This is a genomic window from Nostoc sp., assembly GCF_036917455.1.
In the GTDB taxonomy this organism is placed as follows: Bacteria; Cyanobacteriota; Cyanobacteriia; order Cyanobacteriales; family Nostocaceae; genus Nostoc.
Genome location: NZ_JBALDK010000089.1, coordinates 66,176 through 91,523 on the forward strand (window position 1 = coordinate 66,176; position 25,348 = coordinate 91,523).

Here is a 25,348-nt window from a genome sequence, read left to right on the forward strand (position 1 = left end):
CGGGTGAGACACCCATCCCACAAGAATATATTTATCCGACAACAGCCGGACTTGCTACCTTTTCCTGCCTTTGGGAAGGTGGACGCATCCCTAAACCAAGCAAATTCAGCATTTCTCGGTCAGTATCGTAATCTGGACAGGGAGTTGTCACCGTCAACATTTTGTTGTCATCGCTGGAAAATATAGAATTGGCTCCTGCCATAAAGCAGAAAGCTTGTTCAACTTCAGAAAGTCTAGCCCTACCAGCACTCAGACGCACATCAGAAGCTGGCATTAAAATTCTAGCTGTAGCAATCATCCGCACAATATCCCAAATGGGGACATCAGGCTGATTTTCTAAGGGTGTGCCCGGTACTTGTGAAAGAATATTAATTGGCACTGACTCTGGATGCGGATGTAAGTTTGTCAGAGTGTGTAACATTCCAACCCGGTCATCAACGGTTTCACCTAAACCAAGGATACCGCCGGAACATACGGCAACATTGGTTTGACGGACATTCTCGATTGTATTTAAGCGATCGCTATAAGTTCTCGTGGTAATAATTGTGTTGTAATATTCCTGCGAGGTATCTAAGTTATGGTTGTAGGCGTAAAGTCCCGCTTCTTCTAGTTTCCTGGCTTGATTTGCCGTCAACATACCCAGAGTGCAGCACACTTCTAAACCCATTGCAGTTACATCCTTGACCATTTCCAGGACTTCCTCAAATTGTGAGTTATCCCGCACTTCCCGCCAAGCAGCACCCATGCAGATGCGACTAACACCAGTTTCTTTGGCTTTCTGGGCGATGTTAACTACCGTTTCCTTTTCTAGGAGTGCTTGTGCCTTGACCTCTGTTTTATAGCGCGAAGATTGAGCACAGTAGCTACAATCTTCTGGACAACCCCCCGTTTTAATGGATATAAGCTTACAAACTTGTATTTTTGTTGGGTCATGATATTGGCGATGCACGCTAGCAGCTTGATAAATAAGCTCTAGCAATGGCGTGTTGTATATCGCCCGAATCTCTAATTCCTGCCAATCGTAGCGTATTCCCACCACATCACTATCCTTCTTGTAGACTGGGTTGAATCTTGAGCTGTCTTTTGGTTGAATTTCCTGCGGTACAGCGTTTGGGCAAAGCGATTTTATCGAAGTTATGCCGTGTACTGTGCTTTGTCACCCATTGGCTCTCAATCCTTGCGCTCTAGATATTAGACATCAGCTTATCAAGATTTTGGTGGAATGGCAGATTAGCAGTAAAAATACTTACGCTGTTTATTGTACAGAGTAGTGGGCAAAAAATTTCTGAGTAAAGAGGTGAGATTCCCCTTTAACTGCTACCGCTAAACCGTAGGTATGAGAGAATTTATAAAATACAAAATTTAGAGAATGTGCTGGGAAGAGATCCCATCGATTATGATATCAGAACTGCCACTAATTACTAGCGATCGCCTATTATTACGAGTGGCGATTCATGAAGATATACCCCAAATTCTCAAATACTTCATTTATAACAAAACCTATCTCACTCCATTTTACCCTCTATGGGCTGATGGTTTTTTCACTGAAGAATATTGGCAATATCAGATAGAGAATAGTTTTTTAGAATTTATTAATGGGCAATCATTAAAACTATTTATTTTTACAAAAAAAAATCCTACTGTAATTATTGGAACGGTCAATTTTAGCAATTTTGTTCGAGGAGCCGCTCATTTTTGCTATGTGGGATATAGCCTTGCTGAAAGTAAACAAGGTAAAGGATATATGACAGAAGGGCTAAAAGCCGCAACTCAATATCTTTTTCAACAGTTAAATTTTCACCGAGTTATGGCTAATTATATGCCTCACAATCGGCGCAGTGGCAATGTCTTAAAAAGACTCGATTTTGTCATTGAAGGATACGCTAGAGACTATTTGTTAATTAATGGACAATGGGAAGATCATATTATGACAAGTCTGACAAATCCTAAGTGGCAAGCACCAAAATTTTAAGCATCTTTTTTCTAACATTAGAATATCGGATTTATTTGAGAAATTAAGTATCTGTGTATTATGTTTATTTATACATAGCTAATTAACAAATTTGAGATATGAGTTTGTAGCATCTAGAAATTCATATTAAATCCATAATAAATACACAACAACTCCACAAGCAAATGCAAGAGTAATATTTGTTCGCTCTCTGGCTAATGAGCCAATGGGCGCATTTTTTAGATGATTGAGGAGTTTTTCAAAATGTCCATTAATTCTATAAAGCGCTTATCTGTCTTTTCTACTATCTTCGCTTTTGCTACCATATTACACGGAGTTGTATTGGCAGCACCAATTCCAACTTCCCCAGCTACACAACCAGCCTTAACAACTCAGAATAGTCCTTCAGCCCACCAAAAAATCAATATCACAAAGCAACAGCGTCTACAAATCCAGTTAGCTCGCCAGCAAAGAGATAAGGATATTGAGGCTCTATTAAATCCATCCCAAGATACTAAATTTAAGGCAGCAATTCAATCCCGGCAGAGAATCAGGATAGTGTTAAAAACTTTGGATTTGAATCAAGCTCAACAAAAACAGGTTCAATCAATTTTACAAACTTATAACCAGCAAGTAAAACAAATTCTATCTTCACAGGCATCACAACCAACATCAAACTCAGTAGGTATTACTCAACCACCATCAGAACCAATGAAAAAGTAAAAAACTTAGTTTGATTTAATTAAGGTTAAGTTTCCAAAGACTGGCGAATTTGATGCAAACTTCGGTTAAGCCAGTCTTCATACCAATCATAAAAACTCAAAGGCTGCTCCTCATCGTTATTTGGATGCAAATCATCAGGGTCAGTGTCATGGAAAGCATGACAAAAATTTAAAGAGGCAGGATATATCCCATTATCATTAGTCCGGTCATCTATCCAGATTTGTCCTGACTGCTCCCCAGTAACAACTAACATCCCATAAATTCCACAACCATAATTTGTCATGGTGAGAGTGCCTTGAATAAACTTATCATCGAAATAAGCGTCATTGTTAATAACAAAATCTGTATTATTCTTGACAATTAAATCCAAATTATTCCATTCTTTTATTAAAGGAAATGGTTTAGAGAGAATTTCATGCTTTTCTTGGTATATTTTTTCTATAATAATACCTTCACATTCAATTACCGATAGTCCAGATAACCCATATCCTGGCCCTGCACCACCATTACCAATTTCTAACAGAAAGTTTTTATATTCACTTGGTAGCGTAATATTATATCTAGATTCAAAGACTTGAATTTCTTTGTTACTCAAGCAAGGTTTTAATTGATATTGGTGCGATTCTGAGCCAAAAACCTCAAATGTAGCGTCTAAAATAGCTAATTGAGTTAATTTTTTCTTTAATTGCAAAACTTTATTCATTATTCGCTCTAGATTTTAATGGTAGCGCTGCCATATTTTAGATATGGGTCGCTTTTTGCGTCTGTGCTGATGCTGAAGCCAGAGGTAGTATTAAAGGAAGAATGAATTATGCTTTGCTCGTAATGACTCTGGCTGAAACCCCAAACTACAAAAATTCTAGCAATCCTTTTCTCTCCCTCAACTACGAAAGCGCCTTGGAATCTCTAGGCGATGACTACTACGATGAGGTTGGAGCAGAGGAATTTCCCCAACACGTCTTGCGTTGGCGTAACGATGCACTACTACCTCGTTTGGGTCTAGACCCTCAAGTAGTCAAAGATGAAGATTTTATCACAGCTTTTGGCAAATTTCAGGGGCGTAAACCCTTGTTGGCGCTACGTTACCACGGCTATCAATTTGGTGAATATAACAGACAGTTAGGTGATGGTAGAGGCTTTCTCTACGGCCAAGTCCGCGCCACTGATGGCGAATTGTACGATTTTGGCACAAAAGGCTCTGGGAGAACGCCTTACTCCCGTGGTGGTGATGGTATGCTGACGCTCAAAGGTGGAATGCGGGAAGTTCTGGCTGCGGAAGCACTACACCACTTGGGTGTACGAACCTCGCGCTGTTTGAGCATGATTGAGACAGGTTTACCTCTGTGGCGAGGCGATGAACCTTCACCTACCCGCTCATCTGTGATGATTAGAATGAGCAGTTCTCATATTCGGTTTGGTACTTTTGAGCGACTGCATTATTTCCAGCGTTCAGATTTAACTAAGAAGTTATTAGACCACGTAATTGAGCAGTATTATCAACACTTAAGTAGTGAAGAAGATAAATATGTTCTGTTTTACGCCGAATTAGTTAAACGGGTTGCAGAACTAGTGGCGCAGTGGATGGCGGCTGGCTTTTGTCATGCAGTCTTGAATACTGATAATATGTCGATTACTGGAGAGAGTTTTGACTATGGCCCTTACGCGTTTATCCCGACTTATAACCCATCCTTTATAGCTGCATATTTTGACTATTATGGACGTTATTGTTACGGTAATCAACCAAGTATTTGCCACTTGAATTTACAAATGCTCCAGGAACCTTTAAAGGCAATTATTGATAAAGGCGAAATGGAAGCTGCATTAGCTAAGTTTGATGAGTATTATGAAGCTGAATACAGTTCTTTGATGTTGAAAAAGTTGGGTTTTGAGGATTTGCCGTATCCAGAAACAGTGGAACTATTGAATCTAACGATTGAATTTTTGAAAGAGAGCCAAGTTGGTTATCACCAATTCTTTTATGAGATGGCTCGGACTTTTTCATCGAAATGGCGAGATGAGCCAGGTTTTGTGATGAATAATTCAGATATTGTGCCAGTACCGGGTGCGTCAATAATTTTTGATGATTGGTGCATATTATACCATAAAATTTTGAACGATTTTGATAGCGATGTCTACGACGGGCTACGCCTACGCACCGATGTAATTGCTCAAACTTTAGCTGTTCATAATCCCAAAACGGTATTATTAAGACCTGTGATTGAGTCTACTTGGGAAGCAATTGCTCAAGAGGATAATTGGCAACCTTTTTATGACTTAATCCAGGCAATTCAGTCTAGTAAATAGTAGTATTACAGCTATTTGTTTCTGAACAATGAGATCCCCGATTTCTATAAAAAGTCGGGGATCTCAGCTTGAAAATTTTCACAAATCACATCAGTACAAGTTTAATTTACATACGGCATTATGACTTATCTTGGAGAATAAAAAACGAACCGCAAAGGAGAAGCAGCGCGGTCTTGGGGGTTTCCCCCATGAGTGACTGCCGTCACAAAGGACACAAAGAGAAGAAGATTTAAAAGGTTTTTACGTCAGTTCCATATATTTTTGCCAAATTGGAATACTCCCCTTTTTGAAAGGCTGTTTTCCCTTCTTGGCAAGTCATGTCCAAGCCGGCTTGCATCCCACTCATAACAAAACTTTTCGCGAATTATGTTCCCGGACGAGAGCGAATACGCTCGGGTATATGATGACGATCGCCTAATATTTCTAACAAAGGCCCATTAACGTCAAATTTAACCATACTTACCGACGCGACCAAAATATTCACCCGATAGCGATAGCGTCCCAAATCAATACCCAGTAAACTGCAAAGCATAATCCGAATCGTGGCTTTATGGGAAACTACTAAAACATTACCTTGGGGATGTTTTTCTTGAATTTCAGCAATTACAGGCATAGAACGGTTAGCTATATCTACCGCAGTTTCTCCACCTAGTGGTGCATTCCAAGCGGGTTCTGTCAACCATTTTACATAGTTCTCTGCGTAATTCTCTTGAATAAAGGATTTACTCTTAGTTTCCCATTCGCCGTAACTACCTTCTCTAAGTCCGTCACGCAACTGCATATCCATACCGATAGCATCACAAAATGGCTTGGCAGTTGCAATTGTGCGCTTCATCGGGCTAACATAAACAGCCTCCCATTTCAACTTTTGATAAACATCGGCAAAACCGGATGCCATCTGCATCCCCTCTGTTGTCAACTCCGCATCAGTTTTACCGCAGAAATTACCACTTTGACTAAAAGTAGTTTCTCCATGTCGCAGTAAATATAAATTGAGTGTCATAGCTTGTATAGCGATTAGGATAAAGGAGTTGGTGCAAACATAAAGTACCATCAATCTCGCAATCGAATATGTGACACCAGGACAAAGTAATCAACCAAAAAAGTCAATCAAAGACAAACTTTTGAAATCGAAGATAAAAGTAGCGGTTTCAGCTAGTACTAGGATGGTGCGTTAGCCTCCGGCATAACACACCCTACAAAATGAGATTTGGGGTAATTAAATTATTTGTGTGTACACCGTAGGATGCAGAGAGGAAAAAGGATTGACAATTCAAAATTCAAAATTCAAGAAAATTTCAGGCGTTCGCGTAGCGTCTCCCCTTCTCATATTGTGAGAGGCTAACGCCAAGGGAGAAGAGGAGCAACTCCGGGGAATTTAAACCCTTTTATTTATGATAATTCTGATACAAAATCTTCAAACTATTAAGTTTAGGTATTAAAGTCTTCAGTTCTACTGATTCCCTACCTTTAACTAAATTGCTGGGCATAAAACCGCGCGTAGCGATGCTCTAGGGCTAATAATTCTTCATGGGTTCCTGATTCAACAATTTGTCCCTGTTCGAGAACTAAAATACGATCGCACCTTCTCACGGTCGATAAACGGTGAGCAATAATAAACACTGTGCGTTTTTGCATCAATCTTTCCAGTGCTTCCTGTACCAACGCCTCTGATTCAGAATCTAATGCTGATGTCGCCTCATCGAGAATCAAGATTTGGGGATTGAGCAAAACAGCACGAGCGATCGCAATTCTTTGTCTTTGTCCTCCTGATAAGTTTACCCCACGTTCGCCCACCCAAGTCTGATAACCTTCTGGCAGTTGGCTAATAAACTGATGAGCATTAGCAATTTTCGCCGCCTCTTTAACTGCTTCCATGTCAAAAGCTTTTTGTCCAAAGGCGATATTTTGGGCAATTGTCCCCGAAAACATGATGGTTTCTTGAGGAACAATCCCAATTTGTCGCCGCAAACTATGCAACTTCACATCCCGAATATCAACACCGTCAATGAAGATTTGACCAACTTCGGGGTCGTAAAAACGGGGAAGAAGGTTGACAAATGTGGTTTTACCAGCACCAGAAGCACCCACAAGAGCGATCGCTTCACCTGGCGATACTAATAAGCTGATATCTTTTAATACGGGTTCACCTGGCTTATAGGCAAAGGAAATATGACGATATTCTACCTTGCCATTAACTGGAGGAAGAGCGATCGCATTTATTTTTTCGATTACCGTTGGCTGAATCGCCATCAATTCAAAAACCCGGTCAACAGATGCTTCACCCTGCTTAAATTCGTTGTAATTGTTAGTAGTATGACCGATGGGATCGATTAACAGCGCCGCCGCCGCCAAATAACTGAAAAAATTTGCCACTGTCAAGTTATTTTGGGAAATTTGCCACGCTCCCACAATCAATAACGATAACGCACTTAAAGCTTCCAAAAATCCCACAATGGGAATTTGAATCGCTTTGAGGCGTTCGGCTGAGTATTTGGCTTTGAGACTGCGTTCTGCTTCATGGCCAAAGCGGGCGATTTCATAATTTTCGGCAGCAAAAGCCTGTACCAAACGAATACCGTTGAAAACTTCCGCGAGGATGGCTGATAAACCCGACACGCGATTTTGACTTTTTAAGGAATACTTGCGTAACCGTTCGCCAAACCAGCCGACCAAAATACCCATCAGGGGCGCAACTATGACTGTTGCTAGTGTCAGTTGCCAATTCAGATAAATCATGTAAATCGGAATTGCCAGCAACTGCAAAATGCAGGGGATAAAGTCGTGAAATCCTTTATTGACGACTTCGCCAACCCGGTCAACATCTTCGGTGAGGCGGTAAGATAAATCACCTGCTTTTGCGGTTTCAAAAAAGCTGAGATTTAGCTTTTGAAGATGGGCGTAGACTTGCTGGCGGAGATGAAAAGCAACTCTCAAGGAAGCTTTCGCCATGTACATATCTTGTATAGACTGAAACAAGCCTCTGACAAGAAAGATTAAGGCACAACTACCAGTTATTTGAGCGATCGCTATTACATTACCCTGTGCAAAGGGAATTGCCAATTTCCCGGCAAGATTTATCAACACTAATGTCGCCAGCACGTATCCCAAGATACCAATAAGTCCCTTGGCGATGGTTTTCCACTGGAGGCGGATATAAGGCAGCAATTGCCAGTAATTAGAACGGGTTTTCAAGCTCGAAAGTCCACAACGATATTTATCCTTTGTTTGACGCTAGCAGTTTTTGGTGAGTTTCTGAACAGTTAACTAATATACCCCTCTTCTGTCACTCTCCGAAAACATTTGCCTTTTATAAAACTTAGAGCTTTTGTATAGCAACCGATTGCGCGATTCTTTTCTAATAACAAATACAAGACCTATTTTTTTCTAATAGTATAGCTTGTATTGATTGCCTCATGAGGCTTCTAGCGATCGCCCTCCCGGAGAGTGACAGAAGAGGGGTATATAGATAAATTATTAGCAGATGCAATTATTGCGATCGCCAAAACCTATCAAGCAGACAGCATAGTTATCCCAAAACTCCGCGATATGCGTGAGCAAATCAGTAGCGAAATTCAATCCAGAGCAGAGAAGAAATGTCCTGGTTACAAGGAAGCTCAACAAAAATATGCCAAAGAATATCGTATGAGCATTCATCGCTGGAGTTACGGTCGATTAATTGAAAGTATTAAATCCCAAGCTGCAAAAGTCGGAATTTCTACTGAAATTGGTACACAGCCAATCAAAGGTAGTCCACAAGAAAAGGCGGGAAATTTAGCCGTCTTTGCTTACCAAGAACGTCAAGCCGCTTAAATTTAATTCACTAATCCGAAGCTAGAAAATATAATATTTTTATAACAGCGCCGCAGTTCATGCTCTTTTGAGCCAATGTACTGTGAAAAATCTGGGTTAGTTTGGCGGTTGGAAGATCGTCATGCTTTCTGACCCTGGTAGCTACCCGCTTCTGATACTGCTGTCGCAAGACAGGATAGGTGCGCTCCCAGCAATAAGGAGTAAGGCTTTTAGCCATAGTCGTTATTCATAACGGTGTGGATTACCACAGTGGTGGCTACTGAATCACCCCCTTCGTCGGGGAAACCCTCCAAATATTTTTTTGGCGTGTCAAAGCGGGGGCAAAATCCCTGGAGTCCCGCCAAAACTTTAAAACCCTTGTGATGTCTTAATTTCAGAGACTAGTGTGTCAATTGATTTAGTTTTTTAATGCGAGACGAAAGAAGCTTTTTAAGGGATATGCCAAATTTGTATCTGAAAAGCTTTATTTGCAAGGGGTCTAGGCGGCAAGGGTTTCAACCACCATTCTGGCTAGGGGTGGGTTGAAAGAAAGTTACGCGGTTTTTGGCGCATTCCCCAATGGTGGGTTTCAACCACCATTCCGGCTAAGGGTGGGTTGAAAGGAAATTTTTGTTGTTACTACGTGAGATATTTGTTTCAATTAGGAGGGTTGAAAGGCGCACTTCGTTCGGGAATATTCTTAGCTTTGTAGCATATCCTACAAATGTAGTGGAATCAACTCCACCACATCACAGTTGCGACATTAATTTGCGAAAACTCAGTATAATTAAATTGACTCTAAAAAAAAGTCAAAGCGACACTAATTTGCAAATTGCGACATTAATTTGCAAATTGCGACATATAATTTGCGAAAGTACACTACAGTACAAATCGGGATGACTGGATTCGAACCAGCGGCCCCTTCGTCCCGAACGAAGTGCGCTACCAAGCTGCGCCACATCCCGCCATAAAAATGGCATCGTAAATTAAGAATATCACAATCTGTGCCAAATGACAGAATTACATCTATGAGCCGTAGTTGTTCACTCTCCCCCAGTAAAAAGAAATTAAGAAGCAACAGGCTTAGGAGGATGTTTTATACCTTTACGAGCCTGAGTAATAACCATCGCAATGTAACCCCAAGAGTCAATTTTTCTCAGACGACAAGTTTCAATCACACTCAAAATTGAGCAGTAAGCCAAACTACCTTCAGTAGAGCGAGTCCCATAGCTCATACCTCGAGCAATAACGGCATGTCGTAAAGCTCGTTCAGCCTCATTATTGGTTGCTGGTAATTGCGGATGATAAAAACACGCAACCACAGCATCCCAATCAGCTAAAATTTCGTTTGCCAAAGCCTTTAACTTGTTATGCTCCGCAACCGTAGCCAATCGGCAGACAAGGGTTTTGGCGAGCGGGGTATGAGTCAGTTTCCGAATTATCCCCGTCGCCAGTAGCAAGTGTATGTATTAGTTCCCTCAGTTCCTCTAAAAGCCACTGTCCCAAATCCGCCACCTCCTTATCTACAGCTTCCGTCAAAGCTATAGCTTTACGGATGAGATGACCCAAGCAATGTTGACGTTTTGAGTAACTACTATAGGCTCCATACCCATCAGTGACTAACCATCCTACAAATGCGTTAGTTACCAGGTGCAGTAATTCTTCTTTACGACGACTACCAATGTGGTAAACGGCAATTGTTGTTGTAATCGCTACCCATAACCAGCAATATTTTCCTTTTTCGTACCAAGGTGGATTATTTCTGCTGATTGCAATTCTTCAATTAATTCTTCAACTACTGGGGAACAAGCTATCCCTACCTCTCGAATACATTTGTCGATTGTTCCGACCGACAGCAATACACCAACCCAATCATTCAACAATTCTCTTATTTTCGGTCGGGACATACGATATCGTATTCCAAGAGAAGCAATAAACGTTGCCAACATCGGACCGACGAGTCCATACTCCTGCAAGCTTAAATCTCTACTTCTTCCTTCAACTAATAGCGAAAGCGACAACCAAAGAACTTGGTGCATCAAAACCTAAATGAACCCTCATAAAACAGAGCGAGTGGCTATAATCATTGGTGCAGTGAGGATTATAGCCTTGAATATTCCAGCGACATTAACTTGTTAAGACGGCATTTAATTTGTTAACCGACAGAAATATTCTCTATCTGCTTACTCTAGAAGGTTCAACCCACTCATCCCAAGTACTATTGTAGCCATCATAAGTAATTTTATAAAGATTGTTACTAACTTCTAAAACCTGCCCTTGATACCATTTTCCCTTCCACAAAATTCTCACTGAATCTCCAGCTTGAAATGATGCCCGGAAGCGTGCATTGCCAACCCATTCATTCCAGGAACTATCATAACCATCGTATGTAATATAGCACTTCTCATCATTAACCTTGAGTACTGTTGCTGGATACCATGCTTGCTTCCAAAGAACCTCAGCCTTTTGTCCCACAGAACAGGGTGAGGCAGCTAAAGCACCAGGAATCAGTGTTCCTACCCAAGTTGCCATGAAAATAGCACCAAACAATACTTTGTTTTTCATGATTATTTCTATCCTCAAACTGTAAAACGGAATTTTGATAATGATTTATGAAAATCTAATTCAAAATTTCTAACTAACTGTTACTATTGTTATGGAATTAGATTAGCGATCGCCTCAGCAAAAATTATGAACTTTTGCCGCTAGTTGTGAAGATATCGCATTTAAAATTAACAGCGTTTATAAATTTAAATTATTTGAAAGCCTAAGATACTTGACTTATCCGATAAGTCGGGTATCTCATTGTTAGTGTTCATACTGAAGCTGAATTTTACAGTTTATTGATATTTTTTAAATTACGGGTTCTAAATATAATTTCATAAAGTCCTAGCAAACCCGATGCTACTAGCAAAGGTAAGAAATAATAGACTCCCCGGTAAGCTAGCATTGAGCCTAAAATTGCCGCCGCCGAAACTTTGGATGAGAGAATCAGCAAAATTATAGTTTCAAATACTCCCAAACCACCGGGAACATTACTAACAACTCCTGCAAACATCGCTAGTAAGTAGATACCCAAAAAGTCCAGATAGGACAGAGATATATTACTGGGAAGCACAGCATAAAGAACTGCTGCGGCTAAAATCCAATCAAGACTAGAAATTGCTATCTGGATAAGGGATATCTTAAAATCAGGAAATCGAAATTCTTGTCCACGAATTATTAACGGTTGTTTAATAAAAATACTTCCTACCAAATAACCAGCGACTAATAGCAGAAAAATTACGCCGATGGGACGCACAGTGGTAAAAGGTAAATGTAGTTGAGTAGGAATTTTCAGGGGATTGATGAGAAATAAGCAACCAGCAACGGTAAACATCCCCAGCCAAAAAGTAAAATTGGCGAAAGCGATTACTTGAGCGATCGCAACTGCTGACACTCCCCAACTGGAGTAAAATCGATAACGGATAGCACTACCAGTCAGTAAAGCAAAACCGATGGTATTACTAAATGCAGAGCTAATAAAGCTGGTTAAAGCAATCTTGTTCCAACTTAGGGAACGATTAATGTAACTAAAACCCAAAATATCGTACCCAATCATCACTAGATAACCCAAGATTGTCAGCCAAATTGCCCAGCTTAAGCGGCTTTTGGGGATAGCAGCTAGAGAGTTGAGGATGTCACGATAATTATACTCGTGCAGTTCGTTAGCGATCGCCCACAAAGAAAGCACCAGCAACGACAAGCCAAACAGTGTGCTGAAATTGATTTGCAGTTTTTTAAGCATCGTAAACAAACTTATTCTAACTCTTGACTTTTAACTTACAACAAGTCGCAAAGTTTCCATCCTGTTGACACAACATTGACAAATTACTTGCGTAAACTTGATTGTTGCCAGCACAGACTGTCCAGTGCCCTTCAAAAATGAACTACAAACAATCAAAAAATCTCTTGCTAGTTTCACTATTAACCCTAGTTGGCTGTAATTTATCTCCAACTGTTGTAGCAAAACCACCTCAACAGCAGGATTTACAAACAACGCCTTCCGCGATTCCAACCCAGCCTAATACTGGTAACTTAGCTACTCACTTAACCTACAAAATTGCAACCTACAATAGTCAATTAATGGGTGCAAGTCGCACTTACGGCGTTTCTTTACCCCCTGGCTATGAGCAAAATCCAAAACAAAGATATCCTGTAATTTTTCTCCTCCACGGTGGACATGGTAATCCCACTGATTGGTTTATTCAAGGCAAGGGACAAGCTCTTAAGACTGTGGAACAACTTTATACTACAGGTAAGTTGCCACCCAGCATTATTATCACACCAGATGGCAACGACAAACGTGGCTCTAGTCCCTATTGGGATCCTCAATATATTGATGGCCCTAACGGTAAAGTCTCCACAGCCTTGGGCGATGAGTTGGTAAAAGTTGTGCAAAACCGTTATCGTACACTAACTAATCCAGATTTTTGGGCAATAGGTGGTTTATCTTCTGGTGGTTGGGGTGCAATGAATGTGGGATTACACAACGTGAATCATTTCTCAATTTTATTTAGTCATAGTGGTTATTTTCATGATAAAAGCGGCCCGATAAATAGTCCAATAACTTATATTAAAAGCATTCCCACACCAGCTAAAAAAAGATTGCGAATCTACCTAGATTCTGGGACATCAGATATTGAAGAAATTGACGCAGCTAAAAACTTTTCTAAAGTATTGAATAACCTAAAAATTTCTAATTCGTTTCGTCAGTTTCCTGGCAGTCATACTTGGCAATACTGGCGAGAACATTTAGCTGATTCTTTGACATTTGTGGGCGAACAATTTAAATCGGCTGAAATAGCACATGCACATAAGGCTACTAATTTAGGTATTAACGATCATAAAAATATTCAAAACAATTAGCAATTACCAATTGAAATAATTCTATTTTGCAAAACCGTTGAGATTTAAACATCAATGTGGAAAACTCTACTGCCATTTCCGATCGGATTAACTATAGTAAGTTCTAAGGGAGGTGATTTTTTGGAACGCTAAATAAATATGAAGAATTCTAAACTTTTAATTAGTTTGATCGGAGCGATCGCACTCCTCGCTTCTGCTGGTTATTATTATGTATTTATTTTGGGTGCGCCACAACTAGACCCACCCAAAGAAGAGGCAGATACTGGACTCAAGTTTCAATTAGCAACCTTCAATTCCCAAGCGATGGGTGCAGTCCGCAACTACGGTGTGATTTTGCCCCCTGGCTATAATAAAAATCTGCAAAAGCGCTACCCTGTAATATTTTTGCTCCACGGCGGTCATGATGATGCCCGTGCCTATGCTGACAAGTATGCAGTCTTAGACGTACTACATGAACTTTATAAAAGTGGAAAATTACCGCCATCAATTGTGATTACACCTGATGGTAATGATAATCGCGGTTCCAGTCCTTTATACGATCCCGATTACTTTGATGGGCCGAATGGCAAAATGGGGACTTTGATTGGCTCAGAATTAGTGCAGGTTGTCAAGTCGCGCTACCGCACTTTAGAACAACCCCAGTTTTGGGCGTTAGGAGGTCTGTCTTCTGGGGGATGGGGGGCGCTAAATATCGGGTTACGCTATCTTAACAACTTTCATATTCTGTTTAGCCATAGCGGTTATTTTACTGATAATAGCGGTTCAAAAAATAGTCCCCAACAAATCGTGCAACAGCTACCACCTGAAGATAGAAAGCAATTACGTGTTTACCTGGATGCAGGTCTGAACGATACTAATTTGCTGGCTTCGACCAAAGCTTTCAACGAAACCTTAAACAAATTAGGCATTGCTCACGTATTTTATGCCTTTCCAGGCGGTCATGGTTTGTCAGGTGCAGATATAGGCTGGAACTACTTCCACAAGCATCTTAAAGATTCGCTCTCGTATGTAGGAGAACAATTTAAAAAAGTTAAGAGTTAAGAATTATGGAGTTAGGAGTTAGAATTTTAAAAATCAGGTTCTACCACTTCCGTTGTGCTAATACTAATTAGTTGTGAGATTGCATAGAACCAGTTGCCTAAGCCCCAAGTCTTACCAAGACTGACTTTTGTGCAATTTCACAAAGAATTGGTACAAGGCATTAAAATTAAGGTGTTATGGAGAAAATTCAAAACATTAAAACTTAATCGGTATAGATAATACAGCCTGTAAAATTGGTTTGTTTATTATTTTAGTCTCTAAGAGGATGAATAAACAAGTATTTCGCCGTGATTTTAGGCACTTAGCGATCTCCCCTAACCCCCCTTAAAAGGCTACCGTGTATACACAAGTCAAATTACCCCCTTAATCTCCCCGATGTATTGGGGGGAAATAAGATTTCCGGTTCCCTCCCCAATATATCGGGGAGGGTTAGGGTGGGTTAAAACCGATATTCATTAATGACTTCAGACTTGTTTATACACAGTAGCTTAAAAAGGGGAAAGAATCAAAGTCCCCCAATTTATCGGTGGATTTAGGAGGATATAGAACGTTTTGATACCTACAATAGAACTTTTAAAACATCCTCTAAAAACAGTGGTAGAGCAAAAACTTCCTAACTTCTAACTTCTAATTAATACTTCTAGACTAATGACCAATAATTTAAAAACTCAGATTGGACTTTGGAGTGCAGCTTTCCTTACAGGTTTAGTCGGAGTAGTGAATTTGTTGTCAGCAGTGACACCTAACCTATATGGGCGAAATCACTGGCTGAAAGAATTTTTTCCGTTTGATATTCGTGCTAGCGGTCATGTATTTGCAGCGCTAACTGGGTTTGTTTTACTCACACTTGCTACTAACTTATTACGCCGAAAAAGAATAGCCTGGTTACTGACTATTGGTTTACTAGTAATTTCTATTTTCAGCCACTTGCTTAAGGGACTGGACTATGAAGAAAGTCTCCTCTCTGGAGTTTTATTGGTGCAGTTAATCTTGATGCGCCATTTTTTCACGGCGCAATCAGACCGTCCTTCCATTGCACGGGGAGTTCGAGTGCTTATTGGTGCTTTACTATTTACTCTGGCATACGGAACTATTGGATTTTACTTGCTAGACGGCAAATTTTCGGAAAATTTTAATTGGCGTGAAGCTGTACTTCAGACTTTAGCAATGTTCTTCACTGAGGATAATTGGGGACTGCAACCAAAGAGCAAATTTGGAGAATTTTTTGCTAATTCTATTTATATTATTGCCGGAGTTACTATTACATACGCAATGGTAATGCTGTTGCAACCTGTGTTTTGGCGTAATTTAGCAACGCCAAATGAGCGAAAAAGAGCAAAAGAAATTGTCGAACAATATGGACATTCTTCTCTAGCAGCGATCGCACTCTTAAATGATAAAAGTTATTATTTTAGTCCTACTGGTAATAGTGTAATAGCTTATGTTCCCAAAGGCAGGGGTGCGATCGCATTAGGAGATCCCGTAGGCCCCATTGAAGACCGCAAAGAGACAATTGTTGCTTTCCAGCAGTTTTGCCAACGCAACGACTGGTATCCAGGCTTTTACCAAACTTTGCCCGATGATGTTGAGCTTTATAGGTCATTGGGGTTTAAGGTACTCAAAATTGGAGAAGAAGCGATCGTTGACCTGAAAAGTTTTACATTACAAGGTAAAGCCGGTAAAAACTTTAGACCATCAATCAGTCGTTTAAGTAAGTTAGGATACCAAATCGAATTTTACCAACCACCCATCGCCAATGATTTATTGCACCTGCTCAAATCTGTAAGTGATGAATGGCTGAAAATGGTACAAGGTTCGGAAAAACACTTTTCTTTGGGTTGGTTTGACGAAGCTTACCTGCGAGAGTGCGAGATTGCTGTGGTGCATAATCCTGAAGGTAACATCAGCGCCTTTGCCAACATTCTCAAAGAATACCAACTCAACGAAGCCACTATTGACATGATGCGACATCGCGCGTCCATCGAAAATGGCACAATGGACTTTTTATTTGTTTCCCTGCTTCAACATTTTAAAGAGTGTGGTTACGACAGCTTTAATTTCGGTCTTTCTGCCCTTGCAGGAGTTGGAGAGAACCCAGAATCACGCCGCTTAGAGAGAGTATTGCACTATCTTTACGGGCACTTGAATCGCTTCTACAATTTCAAGGGACTGCACGCCTACAGAGAGAAGTTTCGTCCCCGTTGGGAACCACGTTATTTAGTTTACCCCAGTTTAACCGCCTTACCAGATGTAGTTGTAGCATTGATTCGCGCAGATTCAGGCGATCGCCTTTTTGATTATTTCAAACCTGGTGCGTAAATAACGAGTTTATACAAAGTCACTCAGAGGCGCAAAAATTAAAAAGAGTCAGTAGTATGGCATAAATCCGCGATCGCAGCATAACACCTCATTGCACAGCGATATCTACGATGGACTATGCCTACACAACTAAATTTTATATAGTATAATTGTACTATATAAAGCTGCAACGCTAAGTTTGGCAGGCAATGCCCAAAGTTTACCTACCTTCAACAAGGAGATTTTTTCCCTTGTTTAGCACATATTTGGCATGATTTTATTGTGTGTTTGTCCTTTAAGTTTTTCCTTTGGCAGAACTGATTCTCAACTGTGGCTTTAACAGATTATTTACCTTTAGATGGAAGGTGACAATATGACAAATAATCAAATTTGTCTGCTAGAACTCATCAAAATTTTTGCAGAATATCGTAACAATATTATCGTCAATATCAAGCATCTGCAAGAACATTATCAAAGAACAGGCATCAAACGGGTTAGAGGTGTGAGAAACGAAAGTGGAGAACTGCTTCAACCTTGGCTGCAAACAGAATATATAGATAATGTTGAGTATGTTGGTATGGGCGAGTTTCAGTTTAATCGCAATACTGCTACTATCAATCTGCTTATCAAACGGAAAGTTAGACTTGCTAAATCTGAAGATAAAACCCCCACTCTTGAAGTAGCAGGTTTACTGATAAATAACCTCAATAGTTTTAATAACTACACAATTGTAAGTGATGGCAAAATCAATATAAAGTCCTTACAAGTCAAAATTAGTAGTAAAAAAGCTTTTGATTTACTCAAAAAAAAGGGTGTTTTAGATGCAGAAAAATTTGACTTCCATACTGAATATTCTATCCATCTAGATAACTTACCGCTTGTAGCTTATGATAGTTCTTACAGTAGTATTAATGGATTATTCAATCAACTTGCAGAAATTAAAGTGCTTACTAGTATTATTTCTGCTCACTTGAAAAAGGAGTCAGATGTATTCATAGCACCACAGTTAGATGAGTTTCAAAAGCACTATCTATCCAAAAATGCTTACATCAATTTTCCAACAACTAACGAATATATAGACATTCATGAAGCTCTGTTTAATGGTACTCTTGACTCAAGATTGAGCTATAAGATTGACATTGGCAGTCAAGATATTCTAAACCTAAGTAAGTTACATTCTGCCAACAAGTTTCTGAATAAAATGTATCGTCTTTATGACAAGGAAACTGGAGAGATTATCATTAAGCCAAGTTTTGAGATGGCATTTAATGAGAATCTCGCTGTTAGACACAGGTTACTTTCATCACGTACCAAGATTACAAAAGTCGATGAGTTGATGAAACCAATTTTTGATGATTTTCTTGGGTTTGAGCAAAATGGCATTGTTGTAGGTATTCTTAAGAAAGTTGGTGCTGATAGTTTGGCGCAGTTATTTCAGGATAAACAAACTGGTAAGCAAATCAGCAAAGAGGAAACGATTGCAGCTTTGACGACAGCGAATAACAAGCTAGAGAAATATATAGAAAATATCTACCAAGATAAAATTTCTCCTTTGGTATTTTACATTGGTTGTACTGGACTATTGCCAGAGCAAATAGAAGCAAAACCTATGACTGCTGAAGAAGCTGCTGCTAAATACCCAAATTTGCAATTTTCCAAAAATGAGCAAGAGGGCAGTTTTTTTGCAGTTGGTGATAGTATAATCAGCATCTATGTCAAAACTGAATATTACAGTAAAAATGTGCCCATACTAAATATTTCATAAACAACAAGAACCCCGATGTACTAAAAAATCGGGGTTTTATCGGTTTAGTTTAAATTATCTCAAAAAATAAGATTATTATATGAATAAATAATCTATTCTTACTTAAGAAGCTGCTGATTCTCCCCCAAGCACCGACTGGATAACTAAATCAGTCATATCACTAAGTCCCGTCCCAAATTCTGGAATTATAAATAGAAGCATCATTGCAAAAATTCCAAATTGGCTATATTGCAGTGGCTTTAGCTGAGGAAAAATTTCACTGAAAACATGAAATCCATCTAGGGGTGGAATTGGGAGCAGATTAAATAGAAATAAGGTCAAATTTATCCGAGCCGCTAAGTAAATAAATTCCTCATTGAAAAGCCCTGTAAGACTCTGATTAGAGATAAATTTCAGCACTAAAATAAATAGAATGCCTAAAGCCAGATTTGATAATGGCCCAGCTGCCGATACCAAAATATTACCTAGCTTGGGAGAGCGAAAATTAGACGGGTTTACGGGCATTTTTCCCCAAGCTATACCTATGAGGCACAGAAAAATAATCGATTCTTTGCCCATGTGAACTAGAGGATTAAGCGTAAGATGACCAGTTTTTTGTGGAGTATTATCTCCTTGGCTCATAGCAGCCCAGCCGTGAGCAAGTTCATGCAAAGTAATGGAAAATATGACAATTAAAACGATTCTGAAAAAAAGAATCGGCTCTGTGATGAGTATTTTGATAAACATACTTTACTAAATTTTGGTAATGCCCTATTTGTCCAGTAACAAGCTCTTGATATAAATGTTATTAGAATATTTGCTTAATCTGCTACTGTGATTTCTGGTATATTTTATAAATCAAAATTTACTACTTTTATTAATCTCAGTTGATTTGATAGCTTAAAAAAATATTTTATAACACTCGAAGGATTTTAAAGCCTGGTGGCAACTACGTATATATTGTATTTTTTAGTATATAAAAGGTAAATGCTGAGCCAGATAAGAAGTAAACTAGTATAATAAAATACAAAACCATAAATTATAAATTATAAATAGTTCGGCTTTGTTTGTGTCTAACTGCATCTATAGTTTCATGTGTCTCTGCCTAAAAACAGAGCGGCTATGCTATTGTCTTGTTATTTTGTTACATCACCTTGCAAGGTTAATTTTATTACCTGAAATAACAATAGATTTACTAATAATCTTTAAGAAAATTGTGCATAAATCAACTTCAATGAGACAATCTGACCTAATCTTCTCAACCTAAAGGAAGACATGAACGATCGCACAAAGGCTCTCCAGGCTCTCGCGGCTGAACGTTGGCGCGTATCCCTGATTCTCAGTGGAGCCATGATGTTTATTTACTTTGGCTTTATCTTGCTAATCGCATTCAATAAGCCCCTTTTGGGGTCATTAGTAGTTCCTGGTCTCAGTCTGGGAATTTTACTAGGGGCGTTAGTAATTGTCTCAGCATGGGTATTAATTTTTATCTACGTGCGCTGGGCAAATAGCAGTTATGACGACCAAATCGCTAGGCTGACACGTAAGTAAATTAGCTATTAGCAATTTCTAGTTCCAAATCCAAAATACTAAACCAAAAAAGCATGAATAGTGTGTGGTTGGATCTGCCATTAGCGGCGGATATTACCAGTCTTGGTAAGTTTAACCCGTTAGCGATCGCTTTCTTTTTTCTGTTTGTTGTCAGTTCTCTAGGTATTACCTTTTGGGCGGCAAAGCTTACCAAAAATACTGCCCACTTCTATACAGCTGGCGGTAATATCAGTGGTTTCCAAAATGGGCTAGCCCTAGCAGGAGACTTTATGAGTGCAGCTAGCTTTTTAGGTATTACTGGGCTGGTGGCACTCAACGGCTTTGACGGCTTAATTTATTCTATTGGCTTCCTGGTGGGCTGGCCGATTGTGATGTTTTTGATTGCGGAACCATTACGTAACTTAGGCAAATACACCTTTGCCGATGTAGTGGCTTATCGTTTACAACAAAAACCTGTCCGCATCGCATCTGCCATTGGAACGCTGGCAGTGATTAGCTTTTACTTAATTGCCCAAATGGTAGGAGCTGGGGAGCTAATTAAACTACTGTTTGGCTTTGATTATGAATTAGCCGTGGTCATCGTCGGTTGTGTGATGATGGCCTATGTGATTTTTGGCGGCATGATTGCCACTACTTGGGTACAAATTATTAAAGCAGTTCTGTTGCTCGGCGGAACTATCTTGCTAGCTATCTTGGTACTGGCAAGATTTGGTTTTAACCCACTCGCTCTTTTCGCCGCCGCGGCAGACAAGTATCCGGGTGTATTAGCTCCAGGCAAACAGGTTTCTGACCCCTTTGATGCCATCTCCTTGGGGATGTCGTTGATGTTCGGCACTGCTGGATTACCCCACATCCTGATGCGTTTCTACACAGTACCAGACGCTAAAGCAGCGCGGCTCTCTGTTACTTACGCCACAGCTATTATTGGCGTTTTTTATCTCCTTACCTTCATCCTGGGCTTTGGAGCAATGGCGTTAGTAGGGCAAGATGCCATCAAGCAAATTGGGACTGGTGGTAACATGGCTGCACCGATGTTGGCAGAATTTCTCGGTGGTGATGCTTTCTTAGGCTTTATTTCTGCTGTTTCCTTTGCGACAATTTTGGCAGTTGTAGCGGGGTTAACCCTCTCAGGAGCGGCTGCACTGTCTCATGATTTATGGGTGAACGTGGTGCGCTCAGGTCATGCTGACGAGTCAGAACAACTGAAGGTAGCTCGCGGCGCGACAATGGCTTTGGGATTACTGGCGATATTTCTGGGTATCTTGTTTAAAGGACAAAACGTCGCTTATATGGTAGGTTTAGCATTTGCGATCGCAGCTAGTGCCAACTTCCCAGCATTGCTGCTATCAATGCTTTGGCGACGCTTCACCACTAGCGGGGCGGTTGCGAGTATGTTAGTTGGTACTTTCTCCTCGTTACTGCTGATTTATTTATCACCTACTATTCAGGTGACAATTCTCAAGCACGCTTCTGCACCCTTCCCACTGAAAAATCCGGGATTAGTTACTATTCCCTTAGCGTTTATTGTGGCGATTGTCGTTTCATTGTTGACTACTGAACAACAAGCACAGGAAAAATTTGCAGAAGTTGAGGATCGCATCCACATTGGTTCTGGGATGTGATTTTGTCATTTGTAATTGGGCATTGAGCAATATTAATAGTTCTTCTCCCCCTGCCTCCCCTGCCTCCCCTGCCTCCCCTGCCTCCCCTGCCTCCCCTGCCTCCCCTGCCTCCCCTGCTCTCTACCTCTCTGCCTACTGTCTAAGCTCTTTGATGTTTTTCATCACTTGTTCATATAAGTCGTTGCTACCTTGACTTTGAAAGATGCTTGCTGCTTGTTGTAAATCCTTAAGCGCTCCCTGTTTGTCTCCATTGGTGGCGCGGGCGTTTCCTCGGTTGTTGTAGGCAGGGGCAAAGTTAGGGTTGAGGCGAATAGCTTGATTGTAATCTGCGATCGCACCCTTTGGATCTCCATTGGCAGCACGAACATTTCCTCGGTTATTATAAGCGATCGCATATTTGGGGTTGAGGAGAATTGCTTGATCGAGATCGTCTATTGCCCCTTTTTTGTCTCCATTGGCGGCGCGGGCATTTCCTCGGTTATTGTAGGCTTCGGCATAGTTGGGATTAAGGCGAATCGCTTCACTATAATCTTTCACTGCTTCTCTGTTACCTTCTAGTGAAGCACGGGCATTCCCCAAGTTATTGTAAGCTTCAGCGTCGTTAGGATTAATGCGGAGGGCTTGATTGTAATCTGCGATCGCTTTTTCCTTGTCTCCCAAATCAAAGTAGGCTAATCCGCGACCGTTGTAGGCAGCACCATATTGAGAGTTTTGAGCAATTGCTTTACTATAGGAAGCGATCGCAGCTTGTAAATCGCCGTTTAAATGCTGATTTTTTCCCTGAAGATAGAATTCTCCACCTCTGGAAGCTGTAGCTGAACGACGGCTAGGTGTAGTAACTCCTATTTCTGTCACCAAAACATTGTCATTCTTGCTACAAGAAACACTGCTAATTGCTGTCAATGTAGTAAAAATAGCTATGGTAAATATTTGATTTACCCTTGTTCGCTTTTGTCTAAATAAACGCCGTCTCATAATTTAATATAAACTGCCATAACACCTGAACACACTTAGTACCAAAATCTAGATTTTAATTCTTTAACTCAATTGTCATTCTAACTTTTGATAGACGTTTAAAGTCAATTAACAAATTTACCTGATATTCAATATATTTCTTTCATAGTTATATTAAATAAAAAATCTTAATTATAAAGTATAAAAATTGTCAATCCTACTTTTTAGTATTGTCATCTCTCTACTTCTTGACAATAGATTTCTGAACAGAAAACTACTGTCGAGCATGTTTTTTATGATACTTTTTGAAAATTTATATTTTAAATGTTAAGATTTGTTTTAAATAAATACTCCCTAAATTCTGACATTTGTAGCCTTATAGACAATTTACTCATCTTCTGTTTCACTCTCTTGAGTTTTGGGAGTTAGTCGCCAAGAGGTAGTTTTTTCAATATCTACAGACAGTTGTTCCAGATTTGTCCCTAAATCTTTTTGGAGTTTTTGAGTTAGTGTGACAGGGAAATCTAAATCAATATCTTGGGTTTGTACCAGCTTTAATAATTCTGTAAAACTAGCTTTGATTGTAGTGCGATCGTAACTTGTCAGCTTATGATAAGAAGTTTCAGATATATTCTGAGCTTGCATGGCTTTTTTCATCCGTTCTTGCAAATGCTCAAATTCTGAATTCAACAACTTGTATTGTTGCTCAAGTTGTGAGTATCTAGTACTTAGTGATATTAAATCTTCCGTTGCGGGTTCGGGGCTGGCTTGGGCTTGTAAACCTAACAAATTTAAGTGGATTTGAGCAAGATAAATACAGTCTAAGTAAGCATACTCTATCTGTTCTTCAGTCAGGGGGCGTTTTGCCCAATCGCTTGTTTGTTCTTGTTTATCGATATTGTTAAAGCTACAAAGTGCCGTAGCTATGGTTTTGAGTTGGTAATTAGGTAATGGCAAAAGATAGTAGGGAATTTTTTTTGCCATTTCCAAAGTGCAAGTAATATTTTTAGCTTTCTTACTACCGAGAAGTTTTAAATCATAACTGGCGTTGTGAAAAACTTTTTCAATGGCAGAATTTATCATAATTTTTTCAATAAATTCAGCTATAATATTAGGCTTATCTAACACATCTAAAAGGTAGACGCGATCGCCACTCATATCTTGAGGATTATCTAACACTTGAATCAGTGATAGTCGGGGATTACGACTTTTATAATCAGCTACTTCTGTATCTATCCACAGTGTTTTTGCACTGGTATATTCAGCGACAATAGCACTAATTTCGCTGGCACAAGTGAGGTAGGGCATTAGCTGATATTTCCTGAATATTTAGGGCATTGTAAGCAAGCCATAGTTTTATAAAGTAGCATTTAGTTGGTAATTTTGCTGGCACAATATTGTAAAAGTACCGAAATTTTGAGCTGTGTAGGCGTAGATATCGCCAAACTTGCCTCAAATCTGATAACATCAAGTCACCACTGTAAGGCTGCATAGTCTACACTCAAAAAAGCTCCTTAGCATCTACGCTAAGTTGACAGAGAGCGACAGACTCTATGCAGAGCTATGCTGGTTAGCAGCCGTTAGGAAAATTGAATTGGCGCTTTTCAAAAATGGCTGCAAAATCTTAGCCTTAAGAAATAGTCCAAGTTTCAGTTTTCAGTAACCTGAGTAATTGCTTGGGCACTTTTGCTACTTCACATTTAATTGCTTTTTAACATCTGCTCCTCACCATCACACACCTCAATTAATCGCTTCAAATACTCAATTCGGAGATAGATAATGAAAAAGCTAATTCTATTACTAGTTAGTAGCATTTTGGTAGTTGGTACTTTTGGCTGCCAAGAGGCTCCTAAAACTGGTTCAGAAACTCCTAATGCTACTAATGAAGCTGCTCAAGTACCAGCAAAACCAGCTTCTGTGACAAATGAAACTGCTAAAGTTCCAGCAACAGAAGCGACTCCTTTAGCAGCTACCACAGATACTAAAGTTAAAACTGGTTCTGAAAAAACGGCAGCAACAAAAGTTAAAGGTGACTTAAAAACTGAAGTGAGCGCAAAGTTGAATAAAGGCTTACCAGGCAATAAATTACAAGTTGAAAACAAAGAGGGTGAAATTATCCTCAAAGGTACAGTAAGTTCTGCTGAAGAACTCAAGAAAGCTGAAACTTTGGCTAAGGAAGTTCAAGGCGTGAAGACGGTGAAGGTAGAAGCAAAAGTTGGAACTGTAAAAAAGCCATAAAAGAATAGCTGAAGCTTTCAGTTAGTATCGGCATAAAAGCCAAACAGAGACTTACATAAATGTAAGTCTCTGTTTTTTACTTGGTTAAATAAAATGTAAAGTAGGTAGTTGATACCACTTGAATGACTTTCTAAACCTCTAGTTAATAGTTAAAGTCTTATAAAAAAGACTGAAACCATTTTTCCGTCCACTTGAGTAAACTTTAGTTTAGCTATGACTTAT

Annotated in this window: 22 protein-coding genes, 1 tRNA gene and 1 pseudogene; 11 read left to right on the plus strand and 13 right to left on the minus strand. The window is 39.7% G+C overall.

What is annotated here, in order from left to right; genetic code table 11:
• Window positions 1-31: 31 nt before the first annotated feature.
• Window positions 32-1,039 (minus strand): biotin synthase BioB, encoded by a 1,008-nt coding sequence (gene bioB, locus V7K42_RS09640; protein ID WP_334915635.1) that lies wholly within the window; start codon window positions 1,037-1,039, stop codon window positions 32-34.
• Window positions 1,040-1,396: 357 nt separating this feature from the next.
• Between bioB and V7K42_RS09645 the strand changes: the two genes are divergently transcribed.
• Both V7K42_RS09645 and V7K42_RS09650 read left to right on the plus strand, forming a co-directional pair.
• Entirely contained in the window at window positions 1,397-1,972 is a 576-nt protein-coding gene (locus V7K42_RS09645) for a GNAT family N-acetyltransferase (RefSeq protein ID WP_334915637.1), read from the plus strand.
• Window positions 1,973-2,215: 243 nt separating this feature from the next.
• Window positions 2,216-2,674, plus strand: coding sequence for a hypothetical protein (locus V7K42_RS09650; protein ID WP_334915639.1), 459 nt, complete (start codon window positions 2,216-2,218; stop codon window positions 2,672-2,674).
• Between the two features lie 25 nt (window positions 2,675-2,699).
• Here the strand turns inward: V7K42_RS09650 and V7K42_RS09655 are convergent, their stop codons facing one another.
• Complete coding sequence (locus V7K42_RS09655; RefSeq protein ID WP_334915641.1) at window positions 2,700-3,377, minus strand: SMI1/KNR4 family protein; 678 nt, start codon at window positions 3,375-3,377, stop codon at window positions 2,700-2,702.
• A gap of 122 nt (window positions 3,378-3,499) precedes the next feature.
• Between V7K42_RS09655 and V7K42_RS09660 the strand changes: the two genes are divergently transcribed.
• A complete protein-coding gene (locus V7K42_RS09660) occupies window positions 3,500-4,978 on the plus strand; it encodes a protein adenylyltransferase SelO (protein WP_334915677.1) in 1,479 nt (492 codons plus the stop codon).
• A 364-nt stretch (window positions 4,979-5,342) separates the two neighbouring features.
• Here the strand turns inward: V7K42_RS09660 and V7K42_RS09665 are convergent, their stop codons facing one another.
• Window positions 5,343-5,981, minus strand: coding sequence for a histidine phosphatase family protein (locus V7K42_RS09665; RefSeq protein WP_334915642.1), 639 nt, complete (start codon window positions 5,979-5,981; stop codon window positions 5,343-5,345).
• Between the two features lie 467 nt (window positions 5,982-6,448).
• Entirely contained in the window at window positions 6,449-8,173 is a 1,725-nt protein-coding gene (locus V7K42_RS09670; RefSeq protein ID WP_334915644.1) for an ABC transporter ATP-binding protein, read from the minus strand.
• Between the two features lie 267 nt (window positions 8,174-8,440).
• Between V7K42_RS09670 and cas12k the strand changes: the two are divergent.
• Window positions 8,441-8,791, plus strand: a pseudogene (gene cas12k, locus V7K42_RS09675) (type V CRISPR-associated protein Cas12k); the annotation flags it as partial.
• A gap of 870 nt (window positions 8,792-9,661) precedes the next feature.
• Here cas12k and V7K42_RS09680 read toward each other — a convergent pair.
• The 6 genes from V7K42_RS09680 to V7K42_RS09705 form a co-directional block, all read right to left on the minus strand.
• Window positions 9,662-9,735, minus strand: a tRNA-Pro gene (locus V7K42_RS09680).
• Window positions 9,736-9,837: 102 nt separating this feature from the next.
• Complete coding sequence (locus tag V7K42_RS09685) at window positions 9,838-10,125, minus strand: IS66 family transposase (RefSeq protein WP_334915646.1); 288 nt, start codon at window positions 10,123-10,125, stop codon at window positions 9,838-9,840.
• A gap of 13 nt (window positions 10,126-10,138) precedes the next feature.
• A complete protein-coding gene (locus V7K42_RS09690) occupies window positions 10,139-10,546 on the minus strand; it encodes an IS66 family transposase (RefSeq protein ID WP_334915679.1) in 408 nt (135 codons plus the stop codon).
• On the minus strand, window positions 10,483-10,677 hold the full coding sequence (locus V7K42_RS09695; RefSeq protein WP_334915647.1) for a hypothetical protein: 195 nt from the start codon (window positions 10,675-10,677) through the stop codon (window positions 10,483-10,485). The genes V7K42_RS09690 and V7K42_RS09695 overlap by 64 nt, the downstream gene beginning before the upstream one ends.
• A 268-nt stretch (window positions 10,678-10,945) precedes the next feature.
• Window positions 10,946-11,335: an agenet domain-containing protein gene (locus tag V7K42_RS09700; protein ID WP_334915649.1), complete on the minus strand. Its 390-nt coding sequence runs from the start codon at window positions 11,333-11,335 to the stop codon at window positions 10,946-10,948.
• Window positions 11,336-11,603: 268 nt separating this feature from the next.
• Window positions 11,604-12,557 (minus strand): lysylphosphatidylglycerol synthase domain-containing protein, encoded by a 954-nt coding sequence (locus V7K42_RS09705; RefSeq protein WP_334915651.1) that lies wholly within the window; start codon window positions 12,555-12,557, stop codon window positions 11,604-11,606.
• 137 nt (window positions 12,558-12,694) lie between these two features.
• Between V7K42_RS09705 and V7K42_RS09710 the strand changes: the two genes are divergently transcribed.
• The 4 genes from V7K42_RS09710 to V7K42_RS09725 all read left to right on the plus strand — a co-directional run bounded on the left by V7K42_RS09710 (window position 12,695) and on the right by V7K42_RS09725 (window position 18,782).
• Window positions 12,695-13,678 carry an alpha/beta hydrolase gene (locus tag V7K42_RS09710; protein WP_334915653.1) on the plus strand — a complete coding sequence of 328 codons (984 nt, stop codon included), beginning with the start codon at window positions 12,695-12,697 and terminating at the stop codon, window positions 13,676-13,678.
• A gap of 138 nt (window positions 13,679-13,816) precedes the next feature.
• Entirely contained in the window at window positions 13,817-14,719 is a 903-nt protein-coding gene (locus V7K42_RS09715; protein ID WP_334915655.1) for an alpha/beta hydrolase, read from the plus strand.
• A gap of 648 nt (window positions 14,720-15,367) precedes the next feature.
• On the plus strand, window positions 15,368-17,038 hold the full coding sequence (locus V7K42_RS09720) for a phosphatidylglycerol lysyltransferase domain-containing protein (RefSeq protein ID WP_334915656.1): 1,671 nt from the start codon (window positions 15,368-15,370) through the stop codon (window positions 17,036-17,038).
• 352 nt (window positions 17,039-17,390) lie between these two features.
• Entirely contained in the window at window positions 17,391-18,782 is a 1,392-nt protein-coding gene (locus V7K42_RS09725) for a hypothetical protein (protein ID WP_334915658.1), read from the plus strand.
• A gap of 102 nt (window positions 18,783-18,884) precedes the next feature.
• On the opposite strand, the gene V7K42_RS09730 is transcribed toward V7K42_RS09725, so the two are convergent.
• On the minus strand, window positions 18,885-19,508 hold the full coding sequence (locus V7K42_RS09730) for a site-2 protease family protein (RefSeq protein ID WP_334915659.1): 624 nt from the start codon (window positions 19,506-19,508) through the stop codon (window positions 18,885-18,887).
• Between the two features lie 528 nt (window positions 19,509-20,036).
• Between V7K42_RS09730 and V7K42_RS09735 the strand changes: the two genes are divergently transcribed.
• Together V7K42_RS09735 and V7K42_RS09740 are read left to right on the plus strand one after the other, a co-directional pair.
• Complete coding sequence (locus tag V7K42_RS09735; protein ID WP_096536625.1) at window positions 20,037-20,312, plus strand: DUF485 domain-containing protein; 276 nt, start codon at window positions 20,037-20,039, stop codon at window positions 20,310-20,312.
• A gap of 53 nt (window positions 20,313-20,365) precedes the next feature.
• Entirely contained in the window at window positions 20,366-21,934 is a 1,569-nt protein-coding gene (locus V7K42_RS09740) for a sodium:solute symporter family transporter (protein ID WP_334915661.1), read from the plus strand.
• A 132-nt stretch (window positions 21,935-22,066) separates the two neighbouring features.
• Here the strand turns inward: V7K42_RS09740 and V7K42_RS09745 are convergent, their stop codons facing one another.
• Both V7K42_RS09745 and V7K42_RS09750 read right to left on the minus strand, forming a co-directional pair.
• Window positions 22,067-22,909: a tetratricopeptide repeat protein gene (locus tag V7K42_RS09745; RefSeq protein ID WP_334915663.1), complete on the minus strand. Its 843-nt coding sequence runs from the start codon at window positions 22,907-22,909 to the stop codon at window positions 22,067-22,069.
• A gap of 366 nt (window positions 22,910-23,275) precedes the next feature.
• The gene (locus V7K42_RS09750) at window positions 23,276-24,196 is read right to left on the minus strand and encodes a ribonuclease D (RefSeq protein ID WP_334915664.1); all 921 of its coding nucleotides are present in this window, start codon (window positions 24,194-24,196) and stop codon (window positions 23,276-23,278) included.
• Window positions 24,197-24,667: 471 nt separating this feature from the next.
• On the opposite strand from V7K42_RS09750, the gene V7K42_RS09755 reads away from it, so the two are divergent.
• On the plus strand, window positions 24,668-25,126 hold the full coding sequence (locus V7K42_RS09755) for a BON domain-containing protein (protein WP_334915665.1): 459 nt from the start codon (window positions 24,668-24,670) through the stop codon (window positions 25,124-25,126).
• Window positions 25,127-25,348: the final 222 nt, after the last annotated feature.